Genomic DNA, 22954 nt, shown 5'->3' on the forward strand with positions numbered 1-22954 from the left:
TTTTATTTTTTTGCTGATTTATTAAACTCTATTGGAATGGCAATGTTTCCATTTACATTATTGTCGTAGACAGCTACATACAACATTAAAGGTTGACCTTTATCGTTTGTTAACACAAAAGGTCTTTCTACTCTTTTAGGTTTCCATATGCTACCATTATCAAGTACAAATTCTTTTTTCATGAACACTTTACGTTCGTCTGGTTGCCAATCGAAACCATTGTCAGAACTAAATAAGGCCAATTCATTTTTTCCCATTACATGACATACCATAAAATGTTTCTTTAGAGTTTGGTCATACCAAAAGCATGCATCTTCCGTTTGGGCTTTATCGTACACTGGCTTTGGATTAAAATCAAAAGGGCCATCAGGATTTTTTGAACTTCCTACTAACTGAATACGAAACGGTTTTTTATGAGCCATATCATCTCCTTTCATAATCATATAATAGAGTCCATCTTTATATATTACGGCTGGATTTACTGCGATTTTTTTAAATTTCTCATTATCTGGGGCAACTACTATTTTTTCAGATCTGATAAAAGGACCTTCAGGATTGTCTGCACTTGCAACACCTATACATTGACTTTCTCTTAAAATAGTTCTATTGTTTTCTAACCATTCAGAAGAAGGGTAGGTTGTATTTCCGTTCTTCGCTGGTAAAAATGATTTGATGTTATTCGCAATATAGTACAAATGTATTTTTCCTTCGGCAACAACCGCATATGGATTGTGTGAATTGTTGATATCCCAACCACCTTGTTTTTTCGCTTTTAAAACCACATTTTGAAATTTAAAAGGTCCCATTGGGCTATCAGAAATTGCATGGGCAATTTCGCAATGCGTCATCCAACCTTTGTGCTGGTGTTCTTTTTTCCACCTAGAGTAATAAGCATGGTATTTTCCGTTCCAATTCACTACACTTAAGCCCCAAACGTAATAACCTGGTTCTACTAAAATCTGTGAGCTAAGTTTTTCATTGTAGAAACTTGTTTGTTTTGATCGCTCTAGTTTAGGAAAAGAGATCTCATTATAATCACTCTTTTGATGTTTTTGAGTAGGTTGGTTTTGTTGTTTACAAGAGGCAAGTCCTATTAAAAGGAGGATAAAGGTAATGCTAATTCTCATTGTTGAATATTAGTAGGTTGTAGATTATTTGAAAACAAATTAACTACAAATTATGAGATAGCATTGAAAGCATTGGTTTTATTAGCGTAACAAATGTCCAAAAAAAAGCTCCAATGGATACTGTGGAGCTTTTATTGGTTTATTTAAACTTTATTTTAACTGAATCTCGGCTGTTTGTGGTATTGCAGCTCCTAATTTTTGACTTAGTTCGGAAGGTGAGGAGTTTCCAATAATTATTTTGTAACGTCCCTTTTTCCATATTTTTTCACCTTTGCTATTGATTACTTTTAAGTCTTCAGAGGCAATAGTGAAGTTTAGTTTTTTTGATTCTCCTTTGTTAAGTGAAACTCTTTGAAAACCTTTAAGACTAGTTTGTGGCAAATTATCATTGTTATGAATTGGACTGATGTATACTTGAACTACCTCATCGATATCATAATCTCCCGTGTTACTTACCTGTAAAGAAAATTCTAGATTTTTATTTTTTCTAAGTTTCGAGGTTTCAATTTTTAATGAATCAAAAGAGGTGCTAGAGTAGGTAAGTCCAAAACCAAATGGAAACATAGGTTCTTTTGTCATGTACTTATAAGTACGACCCTGCATAGAATAGTCTTCAAAAGGAGGTAGTTGTTCTACATTTTTAGGAAAAGTTATCGGAAGATGGCCCGAAGGAGAGATGTTTCCAAATAATACATCTGCAACTGCATTTCCACCTTGTTCACCAGGGTACCACATTTGTAAAATAGCATCACAGCCTTCCTCAATACCTTCTAACGAAACAGCACTACCACTTGCAATTACCAAAATTAAAGGTTTGTCCTTTTTCTTTTGAATCATAGTTTTTATGTATTCTATTTGGTTTTGTGGAAGTTTTAAATCCTTACGATCTCCTTTACTTGGCGATGCGATAGCATCCACTTCTTCTCCTTCCATATCTGCAGAAATTCCCACAACACATATGGTAGCATCGGACATACCTACAACCACAGGTGCATAATTTAAAGGGTTTAAGTTTTTTTGAAACGGCAATGCTCCACTTCTGTAGTTTAATGAGGTTCCTAAAGAAACAGCATCTGCAATTCCTTCTAGAACTGTTACTAAATTGGGGCTAACTCCATAATAATTCCCCATTAACACGTCAGCAGAATTTGCAAAAGGACCTGTAACATAAGGAACGCGAATGTTTTTTGAGAGTGGAAGTGTGTTGTTTTCGTTTTTTAAAAGAACTATTGATTTTTGTGCTGCTTCTCTAGCTAAAGCTATATGTGCATCACAATGAATTTTATCCGCACCAATTGAACTGTATGGGTTTTCACTGTTTTCTTTGTCAAGAATACCAAGTCTAAATCTAGTTTTAAAAAGTTGCTCTGTTCTTTCGTTTAATAAGCTTTCCGAGATCAATCCTTGTTCAAGGGCTTTTCCTAAGAATTTATAAGTGAAGCCACAGTTTAGGTTGACACCAGCCATTAGAGCAATAGCAGCCGCCTCTTCTTTGGTTTTAGCAGTTTTATGTCCTTTAAAAATGTCGTTAATTGCTCCGCAATCAGAAACAATATAACCATCAAAATTCCAATCCTCTCGTAGTATTTCTTTTAGTAGAAATTCACTTCCTGAGGCTGCTTTGCCATATACAGCGTTATAAGCACTCATAACTCCTTCCACCTTCGCTTCTTTAATTAAGGCTTCAAATGCAGGTAGGTAAGTTTCATATAAATCTTGCTTAGTTGGTTCTGCATTGAAATGATGACGTAATTCTTCAGGACCAGAATGTACGGCAAAATGTTTAGCACAAGCTGCAGACTTCAAATAGTTGCTATTATCTCCTTGTAATCCTTTGACAAAGGCTACCCCCATTTTAGACATTAAGTATGGGTCTTCACCATATGTTTCTTGACCTCGTCCCCATCTAGGATCTCTGAATATATTTACATTAGGAGTCCAAAATGTTAATCCGGCATATTTTCCTCTGTTTCCCATATTTTGAGATATTTCATACTTCGCTCTTGCTTCGGTAGAGATGGCCGAAGAAACTCGGTGGGCTAGTTCGGGGTCAAAAGAAGCCCCAATGGCAATTCCTTGAGGGAAAATGGTAGCTTTTCCATTTCTGGCAACACCATGCAATGCTTCGTTCCACCAATCATAACTCGGAATTTGTAATCTTTCTATAGCTGGTGCACTACTTAAAAGCTGTTTTAGCTTTTCCTCATTTGTCATCTGAGAAACTAAAATTTCAGCTCTTTTTTCTGCCGGAAGTTTTGGGTTTTGAAAAGAAAAATCTATTTCTTGTGCAGAGCCAGAAATTATGGTGCTGATAAATAGCAGTAATGTGTATTTTAAAGGATTAAGACTATCCATAAGCTTATTTTTTGAAGGTAAAGTTGAATTCATCTTGAGTCAACGCTTTTTTCTGATGTTGCTCTTTTACGATCAGTTTGATTGTGAATCTCTGGTTGTTTTTTAATTTATCAAATTTAGAGATAGACAGTGCTTTATGACCATGACCAGCCAAGAGTTTTTCTTTGGATTGAAAAACTACTTTTTTATTGGAATCAATAATTTTGATAAATAATTCACAATTGCTATTTGCTTTATAGATATAACTTGTTTCAATTCCATTCTTCGCATGTATTATTTCCGGTTTTACGTTGAAATAAATGTTTGCGTTGAAAAGATTTTTATTAGGGTAACTTACTTTTTTTACTTTCTCATCAATATCTACCAAAGTATAAGCTCTAACCCAATCATAAAGACAGGTGTTTTTTGAAGGATCCGCCAATTCTTTCTCATTAGGCAGTTCAATCCAAGGAAAAGGATAGGTTTCAGAAACTAAATTCACATGCATTGGTTGATCAAACGGTTTTTCTTTTATATCTGAATAAAATTGAACGGATTTTACCTTACGATCATCAACATAGTAACTTACTTTACTTGCATCATGCCACCAACCTCCATATGTGTAAAAGTCATCTGAAGGTAACGTTTTTGTTTTTATTTTGGATTGAGGTGCTCGTAAATCATGTTTTTTCTTTTCACAATCTGTATACCAAAAATGAGAGTTTGAATTCATTCCTTGTGCAAAATAGCTTCCATTAAAATCGCCAGTTCTTCCAATACATTCCTGAATATCTAATTCTAAACCATAATTATCACAACCATTAGGCCCTTCAGCTCTTTGGTTTGTAGATAGCCAAAAAGTTGTAGACATAGTTGTTTTGGCTGCCTTGAATTTACATTCGTAGTAACCATAAAAAGCATCATTACTTTTTGAAATAACAGCACCACCTGCAATATTGAAAGTTAATTCTCTACCATAAGCCTTTACAATAGTGTCTTTTTTAAGTTTTTTTCCTGTGATTTTCATATAGCCACCACCAACAGAGACCTGTGAGGGTAAAAATATTCCAGGTTCTCTACCAATCCATTTTGGATGATAATCGTACCATTTATTACTGTCTAAAGCGGTACCATTGAACTCATCAGAAAAGGTTTCGTTAAGAATCCATCGTTTTCCAATAGGAGGGTTAGGAGGATCTGCTAGTAGAAAAAAAACATTAAATAAAAAGAGTAATGCGGTGATACTGTTTTTCATAAGTTTATTTATTGAGCTTGTAAAATTTTATTTTCTTCAGCAATTCTTTTCTTTTGAGCGCCGTTTAAACCATGTTTAAAATAATGTTCTGGCTTGTAGTAAACATGGTTTTTCTTCATCCCAGGATCATTGATGTCTTGACTTAAGTCGCAATCAAACCTTGTAAGAATAGAGTGATTTGTTTTCCAACCATTAACCGCTGTAAAATGAGAAATTCCCCAAGTAATACCTCTACCATCTTTAGTATCTGTAAAAGCATCAGGAATAAATGGTCCCCCTGCATTAGGCATTAATTCTGTTATGGAAGCAATATCAAAGTTAATTCCGTCTTTTGCATATTGAATGGTGTTATGTTCATTACCATCTCTAATAACTAATGCGGCAATTCCTTCCTTAAATGGAAACAAAGTTGTTTCATGACCAGAATTAATAACTGGGTTTTGTGCATATTTAGTAAATGGACCTAGAGGGTTGTCTGCTGTGGCAAGACCTTGCATTCTAATCAAATCACCTTTAACTCCATAATCTGACTTATAATATAAATATATTTTCCCTTTGTACACTAAAGGGTAAGGATCATGAATAGAGTATTGATCCCATTGACCTGGTGCTCCGTTTGGAATTACAATTTTGTTATATGGTGTCCAAGGACCATCTGGAGAATCTGAATAAGAAACAGCTACAGGGCAATCATCACCACGTTTCCCGCTAGCTTCTTGAAAACCTTGATAGTATAAATAATATTTTCCTTTCCATTTTAAAATATCTGTAGTGGCAACCGATCTCCATCCAACATTTGGTTTCGGAGGTCTTGGCACAGCAACTCCTTGTTCCTCCCAAGTAAAGCCATCTTTACTAGTTGCATACCAGATATCGCATAAATCCCAGTCGCTTGAAGGTATTGTTTCGGTGCTAAGTTTAGCTCCTTTTGGTGAAGTTGGTGTTTGTCTGTGTGTATACCAAACATAATATTTGCCATTTTCAAAAATTACCTTTGAAGGATCTCTACGCGTTATGGTTCCATCATGGTTACTGTAATCCAATCCTTTTAACTCGGTATATTTAAATTGAGTGTAAAGTTCATTGTACTTTGGTTGAATTCCCATATACGCATCATAGTTTCGTTCCATAGCATGACTTAACTTGATGTTTGGTTTTTCATGTAGAATTTCAAAAGGAAATCCTTTATCCTCTTTTTCTGTTTGTTTAGAATTTTCAGCAGTTGAATTAGACGTTACACTTGAACAAGAAATTGCTAAGGGCAATAAAGCTCCAATGAATAGGCTTTTTATTGTTTTCATAAAATTATAATTATTGATGTTTATGTCACATTATCAATTACAAATTTCAATAAAAATCAATAATTCAAAGAACTATCAACTAGACTTTAACTAGATGAACGTTATTGTTTCTAGATTTTAGCAAGACATTTGGTTTTAATTATAACAAATGGTTTATTTTCAAAAAAAAAGCACTCATTAAATGAATGCCTTATAGGTTAAACTGAAAATTGATGTAGATGGTGGTCTAGATGCTTATAAAACATATTATTCCATTCACGTGCATTTAAAGCTCCAAAAGAATGTGATTCTTTATTGTTGAAATAAGTTGCTCCTAACTCTTGTGTTTTTTGAATATACTGAATCAATCTTTCTTTTTCGGTATTAAAGTCCCTAAGATCAGATATTAGAAATTCAGGCGCTGTTCTGCTATTTGTTTTGTATGGTTTTTCACCAACAACTATATTTTTCACAAATAAATTCAACATCAGTGCCTTAAATTTATTTGGTTTGGTGTGTTTTTTCTCGTAAATAAACTCGTAGGTAACACAGCAGTGAGCAAGCATTTGTGCAACATTCATTTTACCCCAAACAGGAGCAGTGTCATGTTTTAGTTTTTCAATTCTTGAAATGACTTCCTTGCTTATTTTTTCGTCAAAAATATCTTTCATAGTATTTATTTTTTCTTCATGTCAATCAAAATAGAAAATGTGTTATTTACATCTTCTTCTTTTACTACAATAGTCATTTCATGTGTAGTAGAAATAATTTCTTGAACTGAAATTCCTGCCCATGCCAATTGTTTTAAAATAAAATAATAAACTCCAGATTGTTCAACATTAGTTTTTGGCAGTTTAATTGTGATAGAAGCCAATTCGTTGTGTCCATAGATTAAAATTTCTTTAGCAAATAATTCTTTAACCTGCTCTTCTAGGTTTTTACTTGTTACAATATTAGTTTCGAAAATTCCTTGTGATATTGTAAAAAAATAATCTTTATCATCTCCAATTACATTCAATAAAGAGGTAATGGACCTTAATAAGGTTGGTGTATTTTTATAAGTGAAGTTACATAGGTTAGAACGTACAATAAAGTCGCCAAGTGAAAAAGTAAATTTTCGAATGTTTTTTCTGATTCTTAAAAGGTTCGAAGGAGAAAGTCTATTGATTGCCATCATAATTGCTCCTGACTTCACCTCTTTACCAAGGTCACTCTCAACATCTTCTTGAATGGCACGGGCCAAAGAGGAAACATTGATTAATTTGTCATTTAAAGCTTCTTCATAAAAAGGCGTTTTTCTGATGATGCTTTCTACCGATTCTTGAATAGTTTTCATGGCGTGTTTAATTTTAAACAATTTGTAATAAAGTGTAAATATATTATAATTTTTTGCTGCAAATTAACAATTGGAGGATTTTTGCGAAACATTTTAGCTTGGTAGTTATAACTATTTCAATAGGGGAGGCTTAGAGCATTTGAATGAATTTAAATAAAATCAAAATGAAAGTATTAAAATTTGGTGGAACTTCTGTAGGAAGTCCTGAAAGTATAAAGGAAGTAGCAAAAATTGTTTCTAATATCAAAGGACAAAAAATTGTTGTTTTATCGGCAATGTCTCAAACTACGAATGTCTTACATCAAATCACAGATGCAATTGGAGCTTCTAATTTTGAAGAGGCGAATTCAATTATTGATATGATGATTGATCGTTATAAAAAAGTAATTGAAGGATTGTTTGCAACTGAAACTGTTAAAAATACTGCAAGCGCTTTTATTGAAGAGCGTTTTGATTTCATAAAATCATATGCTCATGAAGGTTCTGTTGAAATTATTGAGGCAATTGAAAAGATTATTGTAGCTCAAGGAGAGATTTTATCTACAAATATGTTCTCTATGTATTTGAATGAAATTAATACACCAGCGAGTTTGCTTTCTGCTTTTGATTTTATGCGAATTGATGAAGCTGGGGAGCCTGATTCAGATTTTATTACAGAGAGCTTAGGAGAAATTATCAAAGCCAATGAGGATACAAACATATTTATTACCCAAGGGTATATTTGTTTGAGTCATTTGGGAGATATAGATAATCTGAAGAGAGGAGGAAGTGATTATTCTGCTTCGTTGATTGGAGCTGCAATTGTAGCAGAAGAGATTCAAATATGGACTGATATTGATGGGATGCATAACAATGATCCTAGATATGTGGATAAAACGTTTTCATTGAAAGAAATTTCTTTTGATGAGGCAGCTGAGTTAGCTTATTTTGGAGCTAAGATATTACATCCGCAAAGTGTAATTCCCGCAAAAGAGAAAAATGTACCGGTACTTTTAAAAGATACTTTTAATCCTGAATCTGCAGGTACAATTATTAGAAATTGTGAAGTGCCAAATAAAGTGAGAGCCATTGCTGCAAAAGATGGAATTACTGCGATAAGAATTAAATCGTACCGAATGCTAATGGCCTATGGTTTCTTAAAAAATATTTTCGAGGTATTTGAAAAATTTAAAACTTCTATTGACATGATTACGACTTCTGAAGTAGCTGTGTCGTTGACAATTGATGATGCTACTTATTTAGAAGAAATTGTAAAAGAACTAGAAGATATAGGAAGTGTAAAAGTTGATTCAGACTTGAGTATTATTTGTTTGGCAGGAGATTTTTCTGAAAAACAAAAAGGAGGTAGTGCTGCTATATTTAATAGTCTGACTAATATTCCTATTCGAATGATTTCTTATGGAGGAAGCAATTACAATGTTTCTTTGGTAGTAAATTCTAAAGATAAAATCCAAGCCTTGCGTGATTTGAATGCAGGGGTTTTTGAAAGTAAATAAACTTATTAATAGGAAAATGAAAAAGCTTCTGTAATGAGAAGCTTTTTTTAGATTGATACTAAACAAGGCATAGGGTTTAAAAAAGCTGTCTTTTATCATAAAACGGATAGATATTTAAGAAACTTTTTTTTATTTTTGCGTTTCACAATTTAAGAAATTACAACAATGGCAATTATAATAACAGACGAATGTATTAACTGTGGGGCTTGTGAGCCAGAATGTCCAAACAATGCAATTTACGAAGGTGCAGAAGATTGGCGTTATTCAGATGGTACAGAACTATCTGGAGATATCGTATTACCTAACGGAACAAAAGCAAATGCAGATGAAGATCAAGAGGCTGTAGATGATGAGGTTTATTTTATTGTACCAGATAAATGTACAGAATGTAAAGGATTTCATGATGAGCCACAATGTGCTGCTGTTTGTCCAGTAGACTGTTGTGTTCCTGATGATGATATCGTAGAAACAGAAGAAGAGCTTTTAGGAAAAAAAGCATTTATGCACGGAGAGTAATTTTCAGGTAAATAAAAATAAAAAATCCCGCTATACATTTGTATAGCGGGATTTTTATTATAAAATATTTGAAAATGAGGGTTTTATTTTTTGAATAAAATTTCAAGAAATGATTACATTTGCAACCTCTTAACAAGAATAAAAAGATCTCATATTAAAGTGTTTTTAGTAGGTCTAATAAAATTTATAACATGAAAGCAGGAATTGTAGGATTACCTAATGTAGGAAAATCAACTTTATTTAATTGTTTATCAAATGCAAAAGCACAAAGTGCAAACTTCCCTTTTTGTACTATTGAGCCAAATATTGGGGTGGTAAATGTACCAGACTCAAGAGTTGCAACGTTGGAAGGAATGGTAAATCCAGAACGTGTTGTTCCCGCTACTGTTGAGATTGTTGATATTGCTGGTTTGGTAAAGGGAGCCAGTAAAGGAGAAGGTTTAGGAAATCAGTTTTTAGGTAATATTAGAGAAACAGATGCGATTATTCATGTATTGCGTTGTTTTGATAATGACAATATTGTGCATGTTGATGCTTCTGTAGATCCTGTAAGAGATAAAGAAACTATCGATATCGAATTACAATTAAAAGATTTAGAAACTGTTGAGAAAAGGCTAGAACGTGTAAAACGAAATGCTAAAACAGGTAATAAAGAAGCACAAGCCGAGTTTGATGTTTTGACTAGAATTCAAGAAGTTCTTTTAGAAGGAAAATCGGTTAGAACTTTAGAGTTTACAGAAAAAGAAATGGAGTACGTAGCTCCTATGCAGTTTATTACATCAAAACCTGTTATGTATGTTTGTAATGTAGATGAAAGTGCTGCAGTTTCAGGAAATGATTATGTAGATAGAGTGAAACAAGCAGTTAAAGATGAAAACGCTGAAATTGTTGTGTTAGCCGTTGGAACAGAGGCTGATATTAATGAATTGGATGATTATGAAGAGCGTCAAGTGTTTTTAGAGGATATAGGTTTAGATGAGCCAGGATCTGCTAAATTAATTCGTTCAGCTTATAAATTGTTAAACCTGCAAACTTATTTTACTGTAGGAGTTAAAGAAGTAAGAGCTTGGACAATAAATATTGGAGATTCGGCACCTCAAGCGGCTGGTGTAATCCATACTGATTTTGAAAAAGGTTTTATTAGAGCTGAGGTAATTAAATACAAGGATTATATAGAACTTGGTTCGGAAGTTAAAGTTAAAGAGGCTGGAAAACTAGGGGTTGAAGGAAAAGAGTATATAGTAGAGGACGGTGATATTATGAATTTTAGATTCAATGTGTAAATCTTCTATTAAAAAGAAAAAAGGTTCAAACTAACAGTTTGAACCTTTTTTTATTACAGTTTTTGAAATTTAAATGTTTTTTCTTCTATTTTTAAAAGATATATATTTAATGATAGGCTTGAGATGTCTATCGTATTCCCATTGCCTTCTAGAACAAGTGTGCCAAACATATTGTAAATTTTCCAAGGATAGGTCGAATGATTTCCTTTTATGAAAAGGACTTCTTTTGCCGGGTTTGGGAAGATATTTATTCGTGGTTTTTCAGTATACGTTACTGATAATTCATCATCAGTGATATCCAAGAATTCTTTTTTGTTTACGATATCTGATTCAGGTGATGAGCCACCAACAGGTCTGATAGAAATAGAAACGGTGTAATCCTCTGCTATTTCTGGTAGTTCGGATAAAGAAATATTTAAAATAGTTGAAGAGTTTTCTGCGGATACATTTTGTTTTGCGTTTCCTAGCCATTTTCCGGTAGGAGAGTTTAATATGGCTACCAAAAGACGATCTTCTAATGTGTTATATTCGATTTCTATTGGAATTGTTAGACTTGGGTTAATCGTGTTCTTAAAGTTTACAAAATTTATGTCTTCTTGAAATAGAGCGGTGTTAATTGTTGCTTTACTCCAAGATTGACCAAAGTGAGCGCACCAGATAACATCTTCATCCACAGGGTCAGGTTTTAAGTCAGTAATGTGATCAGGCCTTCCAATATTGTTGTTTATTTTATACCAAGTTAGTCCGGCATCTCGGGACATATAAGCCCCAGGATTTATGGGGTACGATCCTCTATTTTCATGTTGTAATGGTACATTTACTAGAATAATATTAGAGTTGACCGGAGATACTTCCGTTTGCCATACATAAGGCATGTCAAAAATTTTACTCCAAGTAGTACCGTTGTCTTTACTTACCCAAACTCCACCTGCATTAAGTTCTCCTTCCTCATCTCCACAGGAAATAAAAATATGAGCAGTATTTCTGTCGATGAACACATTGTTTACAGCTTTTATGTTTTCAGGGATGTTTATTTCTGTCCATGTTGAAGCTTTATCGATGGATTTGTATAAGCCTCCATTACCTCCGTTTTTTCCAATATTTAAGGCTGCATAGAGGATATCAGGATTTTTTGGATCCATTTTCAATCGTCTTACGGAAGCATCACTAGGTAAGCCATTATTTTCTATTGTCCAAGTATATCCGCCATCTGTACTTTTGTAAACTCCTGTATCGGTAAAATCCTCTGGCTGCTTAGAGGAAGAAACTTCTGCAATAGGATTTGCTATAGACGTAAAATAAATATTATCAGTATCGTTATAATCTACAAGTAATGAGTATTGAAATAAGTTATCACCAGATATGTCAGTGTCAGGGTACACTAGGGGTTGAGAGATATTGGTCCAGGTTTTACCTGCGTCAATTGATTTTCTAAAATAGCCTCGGTGCGATTGCCTGAATTGTAAAGTGTAAATTATATCTGGGTTCTTAGGGTCCACGGCCACTGTAGCTGTTGAATGTGCTCCTCCTTCATTTACTTGACCTTCTAGTTGTTTTACGGCTATTTTGGTGTCATTCGGATAATCACCTAATGGAGCAGATTCCCATAAGCCATGTTCTCCACTACAAAATAGTTTTCTATCTGTAACTCCTGTTTCGAGTAGCATAAACCTACCTGGTAAATTACTACCCCCTCTACCGATCCAATGTCCACTATCTTCTGTTGTTTCTTTGTCGTCAATTTGTTCCCAGCTGGTTCCGTTATTGGTGGATTTTAAAATTTGTTGATCCAAACAAATGAACACATGTCCTTGAGAGTTGATGTTTAAAAATCGATTCCCCCATGTTTCTTGGTTTCTGTCAATTTCTGGTTGTAAATGCGCAAATTTTGTGTTTACTTCCATGGATACGGAGCGACTATCCCAATAATCTTTGTTTTTTTGTTCAGACCAGTACGGACCTGTTTTCGCACAAGGAAACCATGTGGTACCACCATCTTCGGTTTTCCAGATATCGCCAGGTCCAAAAGACTTATCATGTTTTACGTTGTTACCAATATAAATTTCATTTTTATTTAAGGGATTTACAACAATCCTGTTGTAGTTGGGTAAGATGGAAGTTGGGTAATCTGGGTATTCGGTTTGGATGTATGATTTCTCTTCTTCTAACCAAAAGGCTACTGTTTTATAATATTTATCTCGAGTACTGTGGTTCGTTACTTGTGTTAAATCCAAAGCTAAGTTACCTGTTATGCTAGACCATGAATTTCCGGAATCTGTACTTTTAAAAATTCCACCTGTTGATGAAATTGTGGTTCCAGACGGAGAATAAACTGCTTGCTCAACCAAATACAAAATGAATTCGTTGGTGTCAGGATTGTAATAAGAAGTAAGATCTTTTGGTAGGTTGTTAGGCAAACCGTTGTTTGTACTTTTTGTCCAATTGATTCCTTGGTTATCGCTAATATATAAGCCACTTTTAGCTATGAGTACGATTCTGTTTGTATTGGAGGGGTCTATTACAATTTGTGCAACATCTAAAGTAGAAGGTAAGCCAGCGGTAATTTTTGTCCATGTTTCACCCTTATCTGTACTTTTATAAACGTGACCGTATTCGGCATATTGATAGACATGACCTTGAATATTGTTAACGCTTCTGTGATATTCTTTTACGTCCCAAAAAGTTCCGGCACCTATATACCATATATCATCATCGGTTGGGTCAACTACTAACTTGGAGTGTCTTCCGCCAAAATCAATTGGTTGTAATATCCAATTTTTACCTTTATCTGTAGTTTTTAAAAGGTTTCCTCTTGTGTCAATTGCATATCCAAAGTTTTCATCTTGATGGGAGAAGGTGATATCTCGAACTCTTTTCATGAGTTGGCCTGTTCCGTCACTATCTTTAAGTGTGTTCCAAGTGTCTCCGCCGTCAGGTGTGTAATAGGAATCAAACATATCTGGACTCTGGTACATGTAATTATCATCTGTAGGATGGATCCAGAAATGCTCACAATAACCAGCCATTCCGGGACCGAATTGAACCCAGTTGACAGAATTATGCGAAATAACTTTTTCTGTTCTCAATTTCTCGAAGTAGTCCTCGTCTAATTGAGCATGTATGCTTAAGGAAATAAATAATAATGTGAAAAATACGTTGTAAGTTTTTATGCGTTGCATTGCTTTTTAGTTTGGTTACAACGAATAAAAATATAATTGTCACAATGATTTATGACATATGTGTAAACTTGTTTTCAAAATACATATAAGGTTGTTTTTAGCACATATCTTGTACAGAACAAGTAAATGATTAAATTTAATCTAGTTAAAAAACAAAATTATTAAAAGAATTAACCAGAAGTAAAAACCATCCAATAACTAAAAAAAGACCACCCAAAGGAGTGATTGGACCTAGTAATTTTATCTTTTTGTTTTTGGCTGCGCTCAAGACCAATCCATATATACTGAATGAAAATAAAAAGGTTCCAATAATAAAACTATAGGAAATGTAATTTTCTATAGCCTTATTGAAACTAAATTGAGTTGAAATATATAATAATACAAGTGCGTGATACATTTGGTATTTTACACCTGTTTCAAAGCTTTTAAGCAGATCTTCTGATAATACTTTTTTTAAAGCATGAGCTCCGAAAGCTCCAGAAATAACTGCAAACATTCCGTAAAAGCTTGCAAATAATAAGGTAATATGATTCATAATGGTGTTAATAATAGTTGTGATTAAATTATTTATGAGCTGCAGGATAGCATTGAGCATCCAACTTTATTTTTTGCCCAATCAGGTCGTTTAGAAAACCATTTTTTAAAATTTGGTTGTTCGTCGTATGGTTTTTTTAGTAATTGATATAACTCATTAATTAAAGTGTAATCAGCATTATCTGCAGCATCAATTGCCAATTGAGCCATGTAATTTCTTAAAACATATTTAGGGTTTACAAGATGCATCTTGGTTTTTCTGTCAAGATCACTTATTTTTTCTTTTTTTAATCTAAGAGTGTAATTTTCAATCCATTGAATCCATTTAGATTTATGGGTTTTATTGACTTCAGATAGATCATAAAAAGCATCAGATATTTTTTTTAAGGCTAAATCAGGCGTGTCATTTTTTGATATATTACCTAGGTTTCTAAAAAATATAGTCATATCCGTTTCGGTCAAATGCAATGTGTTTTCAAGCTCAGTAATCAATTGATGGTCTGTATCCATGAGGTTTTCTAGACCAATTTTTGAGCACATCATGTGGTGGTATTTCTTCTCGAAATCTGATTTGTAATTTTCTAAAACAGATTCAAGTGGAGCTGTTTCTTCAATAAGAGGATAAATAGCATTTGCTAATTTTAATAAATTCCATAAGCCCATATTGGCTTGGTTTCCGTACCTGTATCTTTTATTTTGACGATCTGTTGTGTTTGGAGTCCAGTTGTAGTCATAGCCTTCTAACCATCCGTAAGGACCATAATCTATAGTGAGACCAAGAATAGACATATTATCTGTATTCATTACTCCGTGTACAAAACCAACTCGTTGCCAATGAATGATCATGTCAAGTGTTTTATCCGCAACCTCTTTAAAAAAATCGAGATACACAGCCTTAGAAGGTTTTCCTAAATGTGAATAAAATTGGTTGATAGTATAGTCGAGTAGTGTTTTTAATGTGGGAATTTCCTCTCGTGCTGCGAAAATTTCAAAGCTTCCGAAACGAATAAAGGTTGGAGCTACTCTAGAAACTACGGCACCTTTTTCATAAGCCGGATTTCCGTTGTATAAAATATCTCTAAGTACTTTATCTCCGGTTAAGGACAAGCTTAAAGCGCGTGTTGTTGGAACGTTTAGATGAAACATAGCTTCACTACATAAGTATTCTCTAATGGAAGATCTTAAAACAGCTAGCCCATCTGCTGTTCTTGAATAGGGAGTTGGTCCAGCTCCTTTTAGCTGGATTGCCCAGATTGCGTTTTTGTGTTCTATTTCACCTAAGTTGATTGCTCTACCATCCCCTAATTGACCTGCCCAATTTCCAAATTGGTGACCACCATAACACATGGCATAGGGCTGTGTTCCATTAATAATTTTGTTTCCTGTAAATACTTTAAGAAACTCATCTGACATAGCATCTTCTTGAGTTAGGCCTAAAAGCTCCTGAACTTCAGTTGCTGTATGTACGATTTTAGGTGCTTTCGTTTTTATAGGGTTCACAAAAGAAAAGCAAGCGTTTGAGACTTGTCTTCGTGAATTTTCTAAAATAGGATCCGATGGTAACTCTTTGTTAAAGGTGTCTCTTAGGTTCAGCTTCATGTATACAAAGTTACTATATTAGAAGTAATCGAGCCGACTTTGTGTATCTTAAAATAAAAAAGAAGGTCATTGGACCTTCTTTTTTATAATAGGGGGGAGAATTTTAGTTGATTTGAATAATGTCTGGCCTATAGGCTTCAGGCAGTTTTACTGCAGGATCATCATGTGTTTCAATACTATAATTACGCACATCATTGTAAAAAAGAATATAATCTAAACTACATCCTTGCGCTCTTCCCGAAATGGTTAAGGTGTAAGTCTGTCCAGCAGAGAGATAGTAAATGGCTTTGTTTAGCTTTTTAACGCCGTTCACATGACCTTCCATTTTATGAGCCGAACCCCATTTTCTGACACCACGGCCCCAAAATTTATGGTTATGCTTTAAGGCATCAGTGGGAAATACACAGGAGGAAGTAAAAGTTCCAGTTAACTTTATCCATACATCATTTCTTTTATCTCCTTCTTCATGATCGTTTAGTGGTTGGTACATACGCATTACTATTCTGTATTTACCTGTCTTTGGACAAACAAAGTTGTAGGTAAGTGGAGATTTAGCGGAGCCTCCATTGAGGTTGTTTCCTGTAAACTCTAGATAGCCATTGTTTACAGGTGGTACATTTCCGGCGTGATAATTAGGGTCTCCGGGCACACGTTTCACCCATAAGCCTAAATCGGATTTTGTTATTTCTGGTTCAAAAACAATATAATCTTCACCATATTTCACACCATCTTTTGTGTATGGGTATTCGATAGTTTCTGGTTCTTCTTCAGGAGTTTCGTCTTCAATAGGATTGTCTTTAGGTGTTTCTTTATTATCAGTTTCTGAAATGTCAGTATCTGAGTTAGAATTACATGCTTGAATTGTCATGGCTATTAATAATAGCATTAGAAGTTTTGTTTTCATAGGTTCAGTTGTAGTAGTGTTTAGTTAGTTTAAAACTAGTTGTTTAATTCAAGTTGTTGTAGAACCATGGTTTTTAAGGTTAGAACATATGTTTCAGTTGACTCTGATATAATTGTTGTAGAATACTTACTTCTATTAGTACCGGTATATGACAATAATGGATGAAGATCGATGTTGAACATCGTATAATGAATTTATTTTAAGGAATTGACTAATAAGAAAGAATCATATTTGTTTTATGGTAAAAATTAAGGCAAATACTCTTGGTGTATTTTTAGCGATAATTGGGGTGGTGTTGTTTTCGGCAAAGGCAATTATGGTAAAATTAGCCTATCAATATGAAATTGATTCGGTAAGTTTATTGTTACTTCGGATGTTATTTTCGTTGCCCGTTTACATTATTATCGCTTGTGTCACTTTTCGCAGGTCAAAAAATAACATAAAAAAAGCAGATTATTTATGGTTGGTGTTTTTTGGATTTGTAGGGTATTATTTAGCTAGTTATTTTGATTTTGAAGGATTGCAATTTATAAAAGCAGGTTTAGAAAGAATAGTATTATTTGTGTACCCTACTTTAGTGTTAATTATTTCTCGGGTGTTTTTGAAAACTAAAATTTCTAGAATTCAAATCTTTGCAATTTTTCTAACTTATATTGGTGTTCTTACCGCTTTTTCTGGTGAACTTGATATGTCTAGTGAGAACTTGTTTTTAGGGGTTGGATTGATTTTTATGAGTGCGTTAACCTATGCAATGTATTTGGTTGGTAGTGGTTGGTTGATACCCAAGTTTGGAGTGGTACGTTTTACTTCCTATGCGATGATTGTTAGTACTGTTTGTGTTTTGTTTCATTATCTTTTTACCCACGAAATTGATTTATTGGGGTATCCAAATGAAGTATATTATTTAGGAGTTGGCATGGCTATTTTATCAACGATTATTCCTTCATTCATGGTTTCTAAGTCGATTGAACTAATTGGCAGTAATAATTTTTCAATTATAGCAAGTATAGGTCCAATTTCCACAATAGTATTGGCATATATAATTCTGGGAGAAGAATTAACTTTGAGTCAAGTTTTAGGAACTGTAGTAGTTATTTTTGGGGTTTCACTTGTGTCTAAGAAAACAGAAAGATAATTAATTGATGATAAGTTTTTTTGTAGAGCTTCCTTTTTCACTTGTAAGTTGGATATAATAAATTCCTTGGGCAAGATTTTGAGTGTTTAGATCTAATAAATCAGAGTTTTTTTGTGAGGATAGAATACTTATACCTGTAGCGTTATAAATATTTATTTGACCTTTGCTTTCAGAACTAATTTGTATATAATCTTGAGCTGGATTAGGAATTATTTTAAAATCTATTTGTTCCTTTGTGGTGCTAATTGAAGCCGTGTTGTCATTTTCAAAAACAATATCATCAATATATAATAAGGCACTTGAGCTTGAAATATCCTGTCCTCTTAATCGGATAGAAAGTCTATCTCCATCTGTTAAGTTAGTATCTGATGCCGTGGATCTATTGAATGTTTTAGAGATGTTTTGCCAAGCCCCTTTTTGAACATCAGCCAAATCGATATAAATGGTTGTGCTAGGGTTTTTAAGTTGGCAATAGATTCTATCAATTTCTGTATCTGGATCAATCCATATTTTCATCGATATTTTATTGCTTCCAGAAGGTAGATCTAGTGAACCAAACGGTGCATCAGCATAAGTGTTCGTAGCATAAGGAGTTGCTTTTTCAAACCGTAGTGAGATATCTCCACTTGCTGCTTTTTCGTCCTTTAATCTAAAACCAGAATTGGGATTTGTAGACCAGTTTCGGCTGCGACCTTGGTAATAAAAAGGACCTTCGAAGCCTAAAGAATAAAAATCGGGACCAATAATTTCTTTTTGCCAAATTCTAACATAATCAATTTTATATTCGGCATCAGGAGTTAAGTCGGCTAAGGTCGGCATACCATACCATGAAAACACTTCAGAATCAAGCCAAAGTTCTTGTGGATATTGATGTCTCCATTGGTCGTTGGCTTCTAGTTCAGCTCTTGTAGCGGTTCTTAATAATTCTCCTTCAAAATATATTTTTATATAGTCTTCATCCCATTCAAAACCATAAACAAAATAGTCGCTTGCAACTCTAACATCAAGTGTAGATTCTACTTTGTAATTTGTATGATCATCAGCGGCATCAGGATCCCAGCTTATCATATTGGTACGGTATTTTCTTTCTAATTCTTCTGGTCTATTTTCTGGATTTCCAATAGGTCTTTTACCATAATTCTCAGTCATGTCAATTTCAGAGTGGTAGCCAGTTGTCCAGAATGAAGAGGTGACAGGTGCATCGGCTGCAATACATCTTATCTCCATGTACCCATACTTAAAAAAGCGTTCACTTATAATGGCAGCTTGTGTAATTGGTTGGCTTTTGTTCTCTCCTCCATAGGGAATATCTCCTAAAGATTCATTTGCAAATTCAAAATTTGGATCCCATTTAGAGTATAGTATTAATTCGTCGTTGACAACTGATACATTATAGGCTGCAAATTGAGCTGGAGCACGTCCTTTCCATTTATTTCTATAGTCATCGTTTTCTCCAAGAATCCACCATTTGTCCTTGTCTAATGTGTTTCCATCAAATTCATCACTTAAAGCTTCATTTAAAATCCAACCGTCAATGTTTGTTGGATCAGATGTTGGATAGACTTGCCCATATAATAGATTGACAAAATTGGATAATAAAACAAAAATTGTAAGCTTTACCTGGCCTTTTGTGGATATATATTTCATTGTTTTCTTTTAGTATCAAAATAGGGTTAAAATCAAAACAGGTAAAAAGTAACTGATCTGAATTACAAAGTAACTTATTGTGATTCAATTTTTCAGTAACGTTTTTACCTGTTTGTCTGACTATTTTAACCTATTGCTAGAAAGCAATCAAATAATGGATGGCTTTTATTTTTGGATTCCGAATTGATAACTACAAAAAGAATAATACTCTTCTCCCGGGTTTAATAAGGTTGTAGGGTATTCTGATGTATTTGGGGTGTTAGGGAAATGTTGTGTTTCAATACAAAAGGCATCTTGGTTAAGGTACGTTTTGTTTTGTTTTCCTGTTCCACATCCTGTTACCCAATTACCTGTATAGAATTGAGCTCCTGGCTCGTTGGTATAAACGGTCAATGTTCTTTTTGAGATCGGATCAATTGCGAATGCAGCAATTTCTTTTTTATCTTGATTTGCGAAAACAAAGGTGTGGTCATATCCATGTGCCATTTCTAATTGTTTATTAGAATCGTTGATGTTTTGACCTATTGGTTTCAAAGTTCTAAAATCAAAAGGAGTGTTTTCTACATTTTTAGGATTACCGAGTGGAATGGCAGTTTCATCTGTAGGTAAATAACTGTTTGCATTTAACTGTAACAAGTGATTTTTTATAGTTCCAGAACCAGCGCCATTTAGATTAAAGTACGAGTGATTCGTAAGGTTCAAATGAGTTGCTTGGTCTGTTGTTGCTTTGTATTCAATTTCCAATGCATTGTTATCTGTTAGACTATATAAAACAGTAACTTTTAAATTACCTGGGTATCCTTCCTCTCCATCTTTAGAAATATAACTCAATTCTAGTTGAGATTCATTTAGTAATACAGCATCCCAAACTACATGTGAAAAACCTTTTAAACCACCGTGTAAATGGTTTGGACCATTGTTAATAGCTCCATTAAATTCTTTCCCATTCAATTCAAATCTTCCTTCAGCGATTCTGTTTCCGTATCTTCCAATAAGTGCTCCTAGATAAACTTCACTAGGAGGTGTTATATAGGTTTCTAAATTATCATAGCCTAAAACGACATCTTCAAAGTTGCCATTAGCATCGGGAGCCCAAAGAGAAACTACTCTTCCTCCGAAATTGGTGATTTGAGAAGTGAGACCGTTATTGTTAGTCAAGGTAAAAAGTTGCACATTTTTACCATCAATGATTTTTTCAAAATTGTTTGGGTTCACTAAGTTGAGGCTCATTTTTTTATTTTTTTTTTAATAAAGATTTCTTCAAAGGTAGCAGATGAATCACATCTTTTAACCAACAGAGAAACTTCCATGTCTTTTAGCTCTCCATTGATTTTGTAGGTTTGACATGGTTTTTTCGTATCAGTATCGCTTTCGGAAAAGTCTACATCACTTTGCGTTAATAGATACTCCATTTGAATAGAGTCTAAATTATATTGAGTGTAGGCTTTTTTTGCTTGATCAGAAAAAAAACGTTTTTCTTTAACACGAATACTTTTTAAGGTCCTTGCATCAGGTCCATATGGAAATTGTATGTTCTTTTTTTTTGCTAAAAATAGTACAGCAATAACACCTAGCGTTAGTCCGAAAAAGAAATATATGAAGCGATTAGCTATGTTCATAAGATGATTTTAAGGCGCAAAAATACCATTATAAAGCGAAAAACATAAAGAAAAACAGATATTTATAAGATTAACAGATTGATATCATTATAAGGTAAGTTGAACCATTCTCCAACGGCTTTATTCGTTAGAATTCCATGGTAGTAATACATTCCACTTCTTAGCGTTCTTTCTTTTCTAAATGCTTGTTCAAAACCTCCTTCATTGGCAATATGTATTAAAAAAGGTGTTAGAATATTACTTATCGATACAGTTGCTGTTCGAGCATACCTGGAAGGAATATTAGGGACACAATAATGTACAACATCATGTTTGTTAAATGTTGGATGACTATGTGTTGTTACTTCTGAGGTTTCAATACAACCACCACGATCAATACTAACATCAACGATAACGGATCCTGGTTTCATTAATTGAACCATAGCATCTGTTATTACAATCGGGGCTCTAGATTTACCTCTAATAGCTCCAATTAGAACGTCACATCGCATCAATGCTTTTTGTAAAGTTCGAGGTTGCAGGGTAGAAGTGTAAATTGGTTGGTTTAGGCTTTTTTGCAGACATCTTAGTTTGGAGATGGAATTGTCAAAAACTTTCACTGAAGCACCGAGTCCAATGGCTGATTTTGCAGCAAATTCTCCTACGGTACCAGCTCCAATAATAACTACTTCTGCCGGAGGAACTCCTCCGATATTTCCAAGTAGTAATCCGTTCCCTTTGTTTTGAGTACTCATTAACTCTGCTGCAATAAGGATAGAGGCGGTTCCAGCAATTTCACTAAGTGATTGAACTACTGGATACATTCCTTCATGATCTTTAATGAAGTCAAAGGCAATAGCAGTAATTCTTTTGATGGCTAAGGCTTCAAAATATTTTTTTTCCTGCGTTTTTAATTGGAGTGCAGAAACTAAAATAGTCTGCGGTTTGATCATTTCTATTTCCTTAAGTGTAGGAGGTTCAATTTTTAAAATAATATTACAACCAAATACTTCCTTAGGGTTATAAGCGATTTTGGCTCCAGCTTCAGAATAATTTTGATCTGTAAAATTTGCTCCTTCACCAGCACCTGTTTCTACTACGATTCTATGACCACATTGAGTCATTGCCGCCACTGCATCAGGGGTGAGACAAATTCTTTTTTCTTCAAAATAGGTTTCTTTGGGAAGTCCAATAAAAAGTTCTCCTTTTTGTTTTTGAGTTTCAAGTTTTTCTTCTTGCGGCATTAATTCTTCTTTGCTGAATGGGGAAAAATGTTGACTCATATTTATTTGGTACGTAGGTTAGCAGTTTTTTTGCGTTAATTTTCTATACTTATCGTTCTAGAATTGTCATCATTTTTGGTGATGCGTAGCTTAACACTTTCTAAAGGTAATAAATTTTCTAGTACAGAAGGCCATTCAATAAAACACCAAGCGTCATTATATAAATATTCTTCTAGGCCAATGTCATATGCTTCTTCTTCATGATTTATTCTATAGAAGTCAAAGTGGTATAGCTTTTCTTTGCTATTTGTAACGTATTCATTTACTAGAGAAAATGTAGGGGAACTAGCCTCTTCTTCAACACCTAGTTGTTTTGCTAGTTCCTTGATCAATGTTGTTTTGCCCATTCCCATTTCACCGTAAAATAAAAATGTTTTATGTTTTGCATTTTTTAGGATTTCTTGTGCTGTGTCCTTTAAGTTTTCTAGGGTGTATTCTAATTCCATGA

At 34.0% G+C, this 22954-nt stretch carries 19 protein-coding genes; 4 read left to right on the forward strand and 15 right to left on the reverse strand.

What is annotated here, in order from left to right:
- Nucleotides 1-2: 2 nt before the first annotated feature.
- From AC2DGP_RS01580 to AC2DGP_RS01605, 6 genes are all read right to left on the reverse strand, one after another.
- Complete coding sequence (locus AC2DGP_RS01580) at nucleotides 3-1127, reverse strand: glycoside hydrolase family protein (RefSeq protein ID WP_484491275.1); 1125 nt, start codon at nucleotides 1125-1127, stop codon at nucleotides 3-5.
- Nucleotides 1128-1277: 150 nt separating this feature from the next.
- Nucleotides 1278-3482, reverse strand: a complete 2205-nt coding sequence (locus AC2DGP_RS01585; protein ID WP_484491276.1) for a glycoside hydrolase family 3 C-terminal domain-containing protein — start codon at nucleotides 3480-3482, stop codon at nucleotides 1278-1280.
- 4 nt (nucleotides 3483-3486) lie between these two features.
- On the reverse strand, nucleotides 3487-4716 hold the full coding sequence (locus AC2DGP_RS01590) for a family 16 glycosylhydrolase (protein WP_484491277.1): 1230 nt from the start codon (nucleotides 4714-4716) through the stop codon (nucleotides 3487-3489).
- A gap of 8 nt (nucleotides 4717-4724) precedes the next feature.
- Nucleotides 4725-6017 carry a glycoside hydrolase family 117 protein gene (locus AC2DGP_RS01595; RefSeq protein ID WP_484491278.1) on the reverse strand — a complete coding sequence of 431 codons (1293 nt, stop codon included), beginning with the start codon at nucleotides 6015-6017 and terminating at the stop codon, nucleotides 4725-4727.
- A 197-nt stretch (nucleotides 6018-6214) separates the two neighbouring features.
- A complete protein-coding gene (locus AC2DGP_RS01600) occupies nucleotides 6215-6667 on the reverse strand; it encodes a DUF1569 domain-containing protein (RefSeq protein ID WP_484491279.1) in 453 nt (150 codons plus the stop codon).
- Nucleotides 6668-6672: 5 nt separating this feature from the next.
- Nucleotides 6673-7332 carry a hypothetical protein gene (locus tag AC2DGP_RS01605; protein ID WP_484491280.1) on the reverse strand — a complete coding sequence of 220 codons (660 nt, stop codon included), beginning with the start codon at nucleotides 7330-7332 and terminating at the stop codon, nucleotides 6673-6675.
- A 164-nt stretch (nucleotides 7333-7496) separates the two neighbouring features.
- Between AC2DGP_RS01605 and AC2DGP_RS01610 the strand changes: the two genes are divergently transcribed.
- From AC2DGP_RS01610 to ychF, 3 genes are all read left to right on the forward strand, one after another.
- Nucleotides 7497-8828, forward strand: a complete 1332-nt coding sequence (locus AC2DGP_RS01610; RefSeq protein WP_484491281.1) for an aspartate kinase — start codon at nucleotides 7497-7499, stop codon at nucleotides 8826-8828.
- 165 nt (nucleotides 8829-8993) lie between these two features.
- Complete coding sequence (locus AC2DGP_RS01615; RefSeq protein WP_300324172.1) at nucleotides 8994-9344, forward strand: 4Fe-4S dicluster domain-containing protein; 351 nt, start codon at nucleotides 8994-8996, stop codon at nucleotides 9342-9344.
- Between the two features lie 191 nt (nucleotides 9345-9535).
- The gene (gene ychF / locus AC2DGP_RS01620; RefSeq protein WP_484491282.1) at nucleotides 9536-10627 is read left to right on the forward strand and encodes a redox-regulated ATPase YchF; all 1092 of its coding nucleotides are present in this window, start codon (nucleotides 9536-9538) and stop codon (nucleotides 10625-10627) included.
- 53 nt (nucleotides 10628-10680) lie between these two features.
- Here ychF and AC2DGP_RS01625 read toward each other — a convergent pair whose 3' ends face one another.
- The 4 genes from AC2DGP_RS01625 to AC2DGP_RS01640 all read right to left on the reverse strand — a co-directional run bounded on the left by AC2DGP_RS01625 (nucleotide 10681) and on the right by AC2DGP_RS01640 (nucleotide 16843).
- Complete coding sequence (locus AC2DGP_RS01625) at nucleotides 10681-13806, reverse strand: VPS10 domain-containing protein (RefSeq protein WP_484491283.1); 3126 nt, start codon at nucleotides 13804-13806, stop codon at nucleotides 10681-10683.
- A gap of 145 nt (nucleotides 13807-13951) precedes the next feature.
- Complete coding sequence (locus tag AC2DGP_RS01630) at nucleotides 13952-14341, reverse strand: DUF423 domain-containing protein (RefSeq protein WP_484491284.1); 390 nt, start codon at nucleotides 14339-14341, stop codon at nucleotides 13952-13954.
- Between the two features lie 32 nt (nucleotides 14342-14373).
- Entirely contained in the window at nucleotides 14374-15939 is a 1566-nt protein-coding gene (locus AC2DGP_RS01635; RefSeq protein WP_484491285.1) for a protein adenylyltransferase SelO, read from the reverse strand.
- Between the two features lie 103 nt (nucleotides 15940-16042).
- Complete coding sequence (locus AC2DGP_RS01640) at nucleotides 16043-16843, reverse strand: hypothetical protein (protein ID WP_484491286.1); 801 nt, start codon at nucleotides 16841-16843, stop codon at nucleotides 16043-16045.
- Between the two features lie 238 nt (nucleotides 16844-17081).
- On the opposite strand from AC2DGP_RS01640, the gene AC2DGP_RS01645 reads away from it, so the two are divergent.
- Nucleotides 17082-17978 (forward strand): DMT family transporter, encoded by an 897-nt coding sequence (locus tag AC2DGP_RS01645; RefSeq protein WP_484491287.1) that lies wholly within the window; start codon nucleotides 17082-17084, stop codon nucleotides 17976-17978.
- Here AC2DGP_RS01645 and AC2DGP_RS01650 read toward each other — a convergent pair whose 3' ends face one another.
- From AC2DGP_RS01650 to tsaE, 5 genes are all read right to left on the reverse strand, one after another.
- Nucleotides 17979-19625, reverse strand: a complete 1647-nt coding sequence (locus AC2DGP_RS01650) for a T9SS type A sorting domain-containing protein (RefSeq protein ID WP_484491288.1) — start codon at nucleotides 19623-19625, stop codon at nucleotides 17979-17981.
- Nucleotides 19626-19790: 165 nt separating this feature from the next.
- Nucleotides 19791-20855, reverse strand: a complete 1065-nt coding sequence (locus AC2DGP_RS01655; RefSeq protein WP_484491289.1) for an aldose epimerase family protein — start codon at nucleotides 20853-20855, stop codon at nucleotides 19791-19793.
- Nucleotides 20852-21244 carry a DUF4258 domain-containing protein gene (locus AC2DGP_RS01660; RefSeq protein ID WP_484491290.1) on the reverse strand — a complete coding sequence of 131 codons (393 nt, stop codon included), beginning with the start codon at nucleotides 21242-21244 and terminating at the stop codon, nucleotides 20852-20854. The genes AC2DGP_RS01655 and AC2DGP_RS01660 overlap by 4 nt, the downstream gene beginning before the upstream one ends.
- Nucleotides 21245-21306: 62 nt before the next feature.
- Nucleotides 21307-22506 (reverse strand): alanine dehydrogenase, encoded by a 1200-nt coding sequence (locus AC2DGP_RS01665; RefSeq protein WP_484491291.1) that lies wholly within the window; start codon nucleotides 22504-22506, stop codon nucleotides 21307-21309.
- Nucleotides 22507-22541: 35 nt separating this feature from the next.
- Nucleotides 22542-22952 (reverse strand): tRNA (adenosine(37)-N6)-threonylcarbamoyltransferase complex ATPase subunit type 1 TsaE, encoded by a 411-nt coding sequence (gene tsaE, locus AC2DGP_RS01670; protein WP_484491292.1) that lies wholly within the window; start codon nucleotides 22950-22952, stop codon nucleotides 22542-22544.
- Between the last annotated feature and the right edge of the window lie 2 nt (nucleotides 22953-22954).

The sequence above is a fragment of the Flavicella sp. IMCC45537 genome (assembly GCF_057197705.1).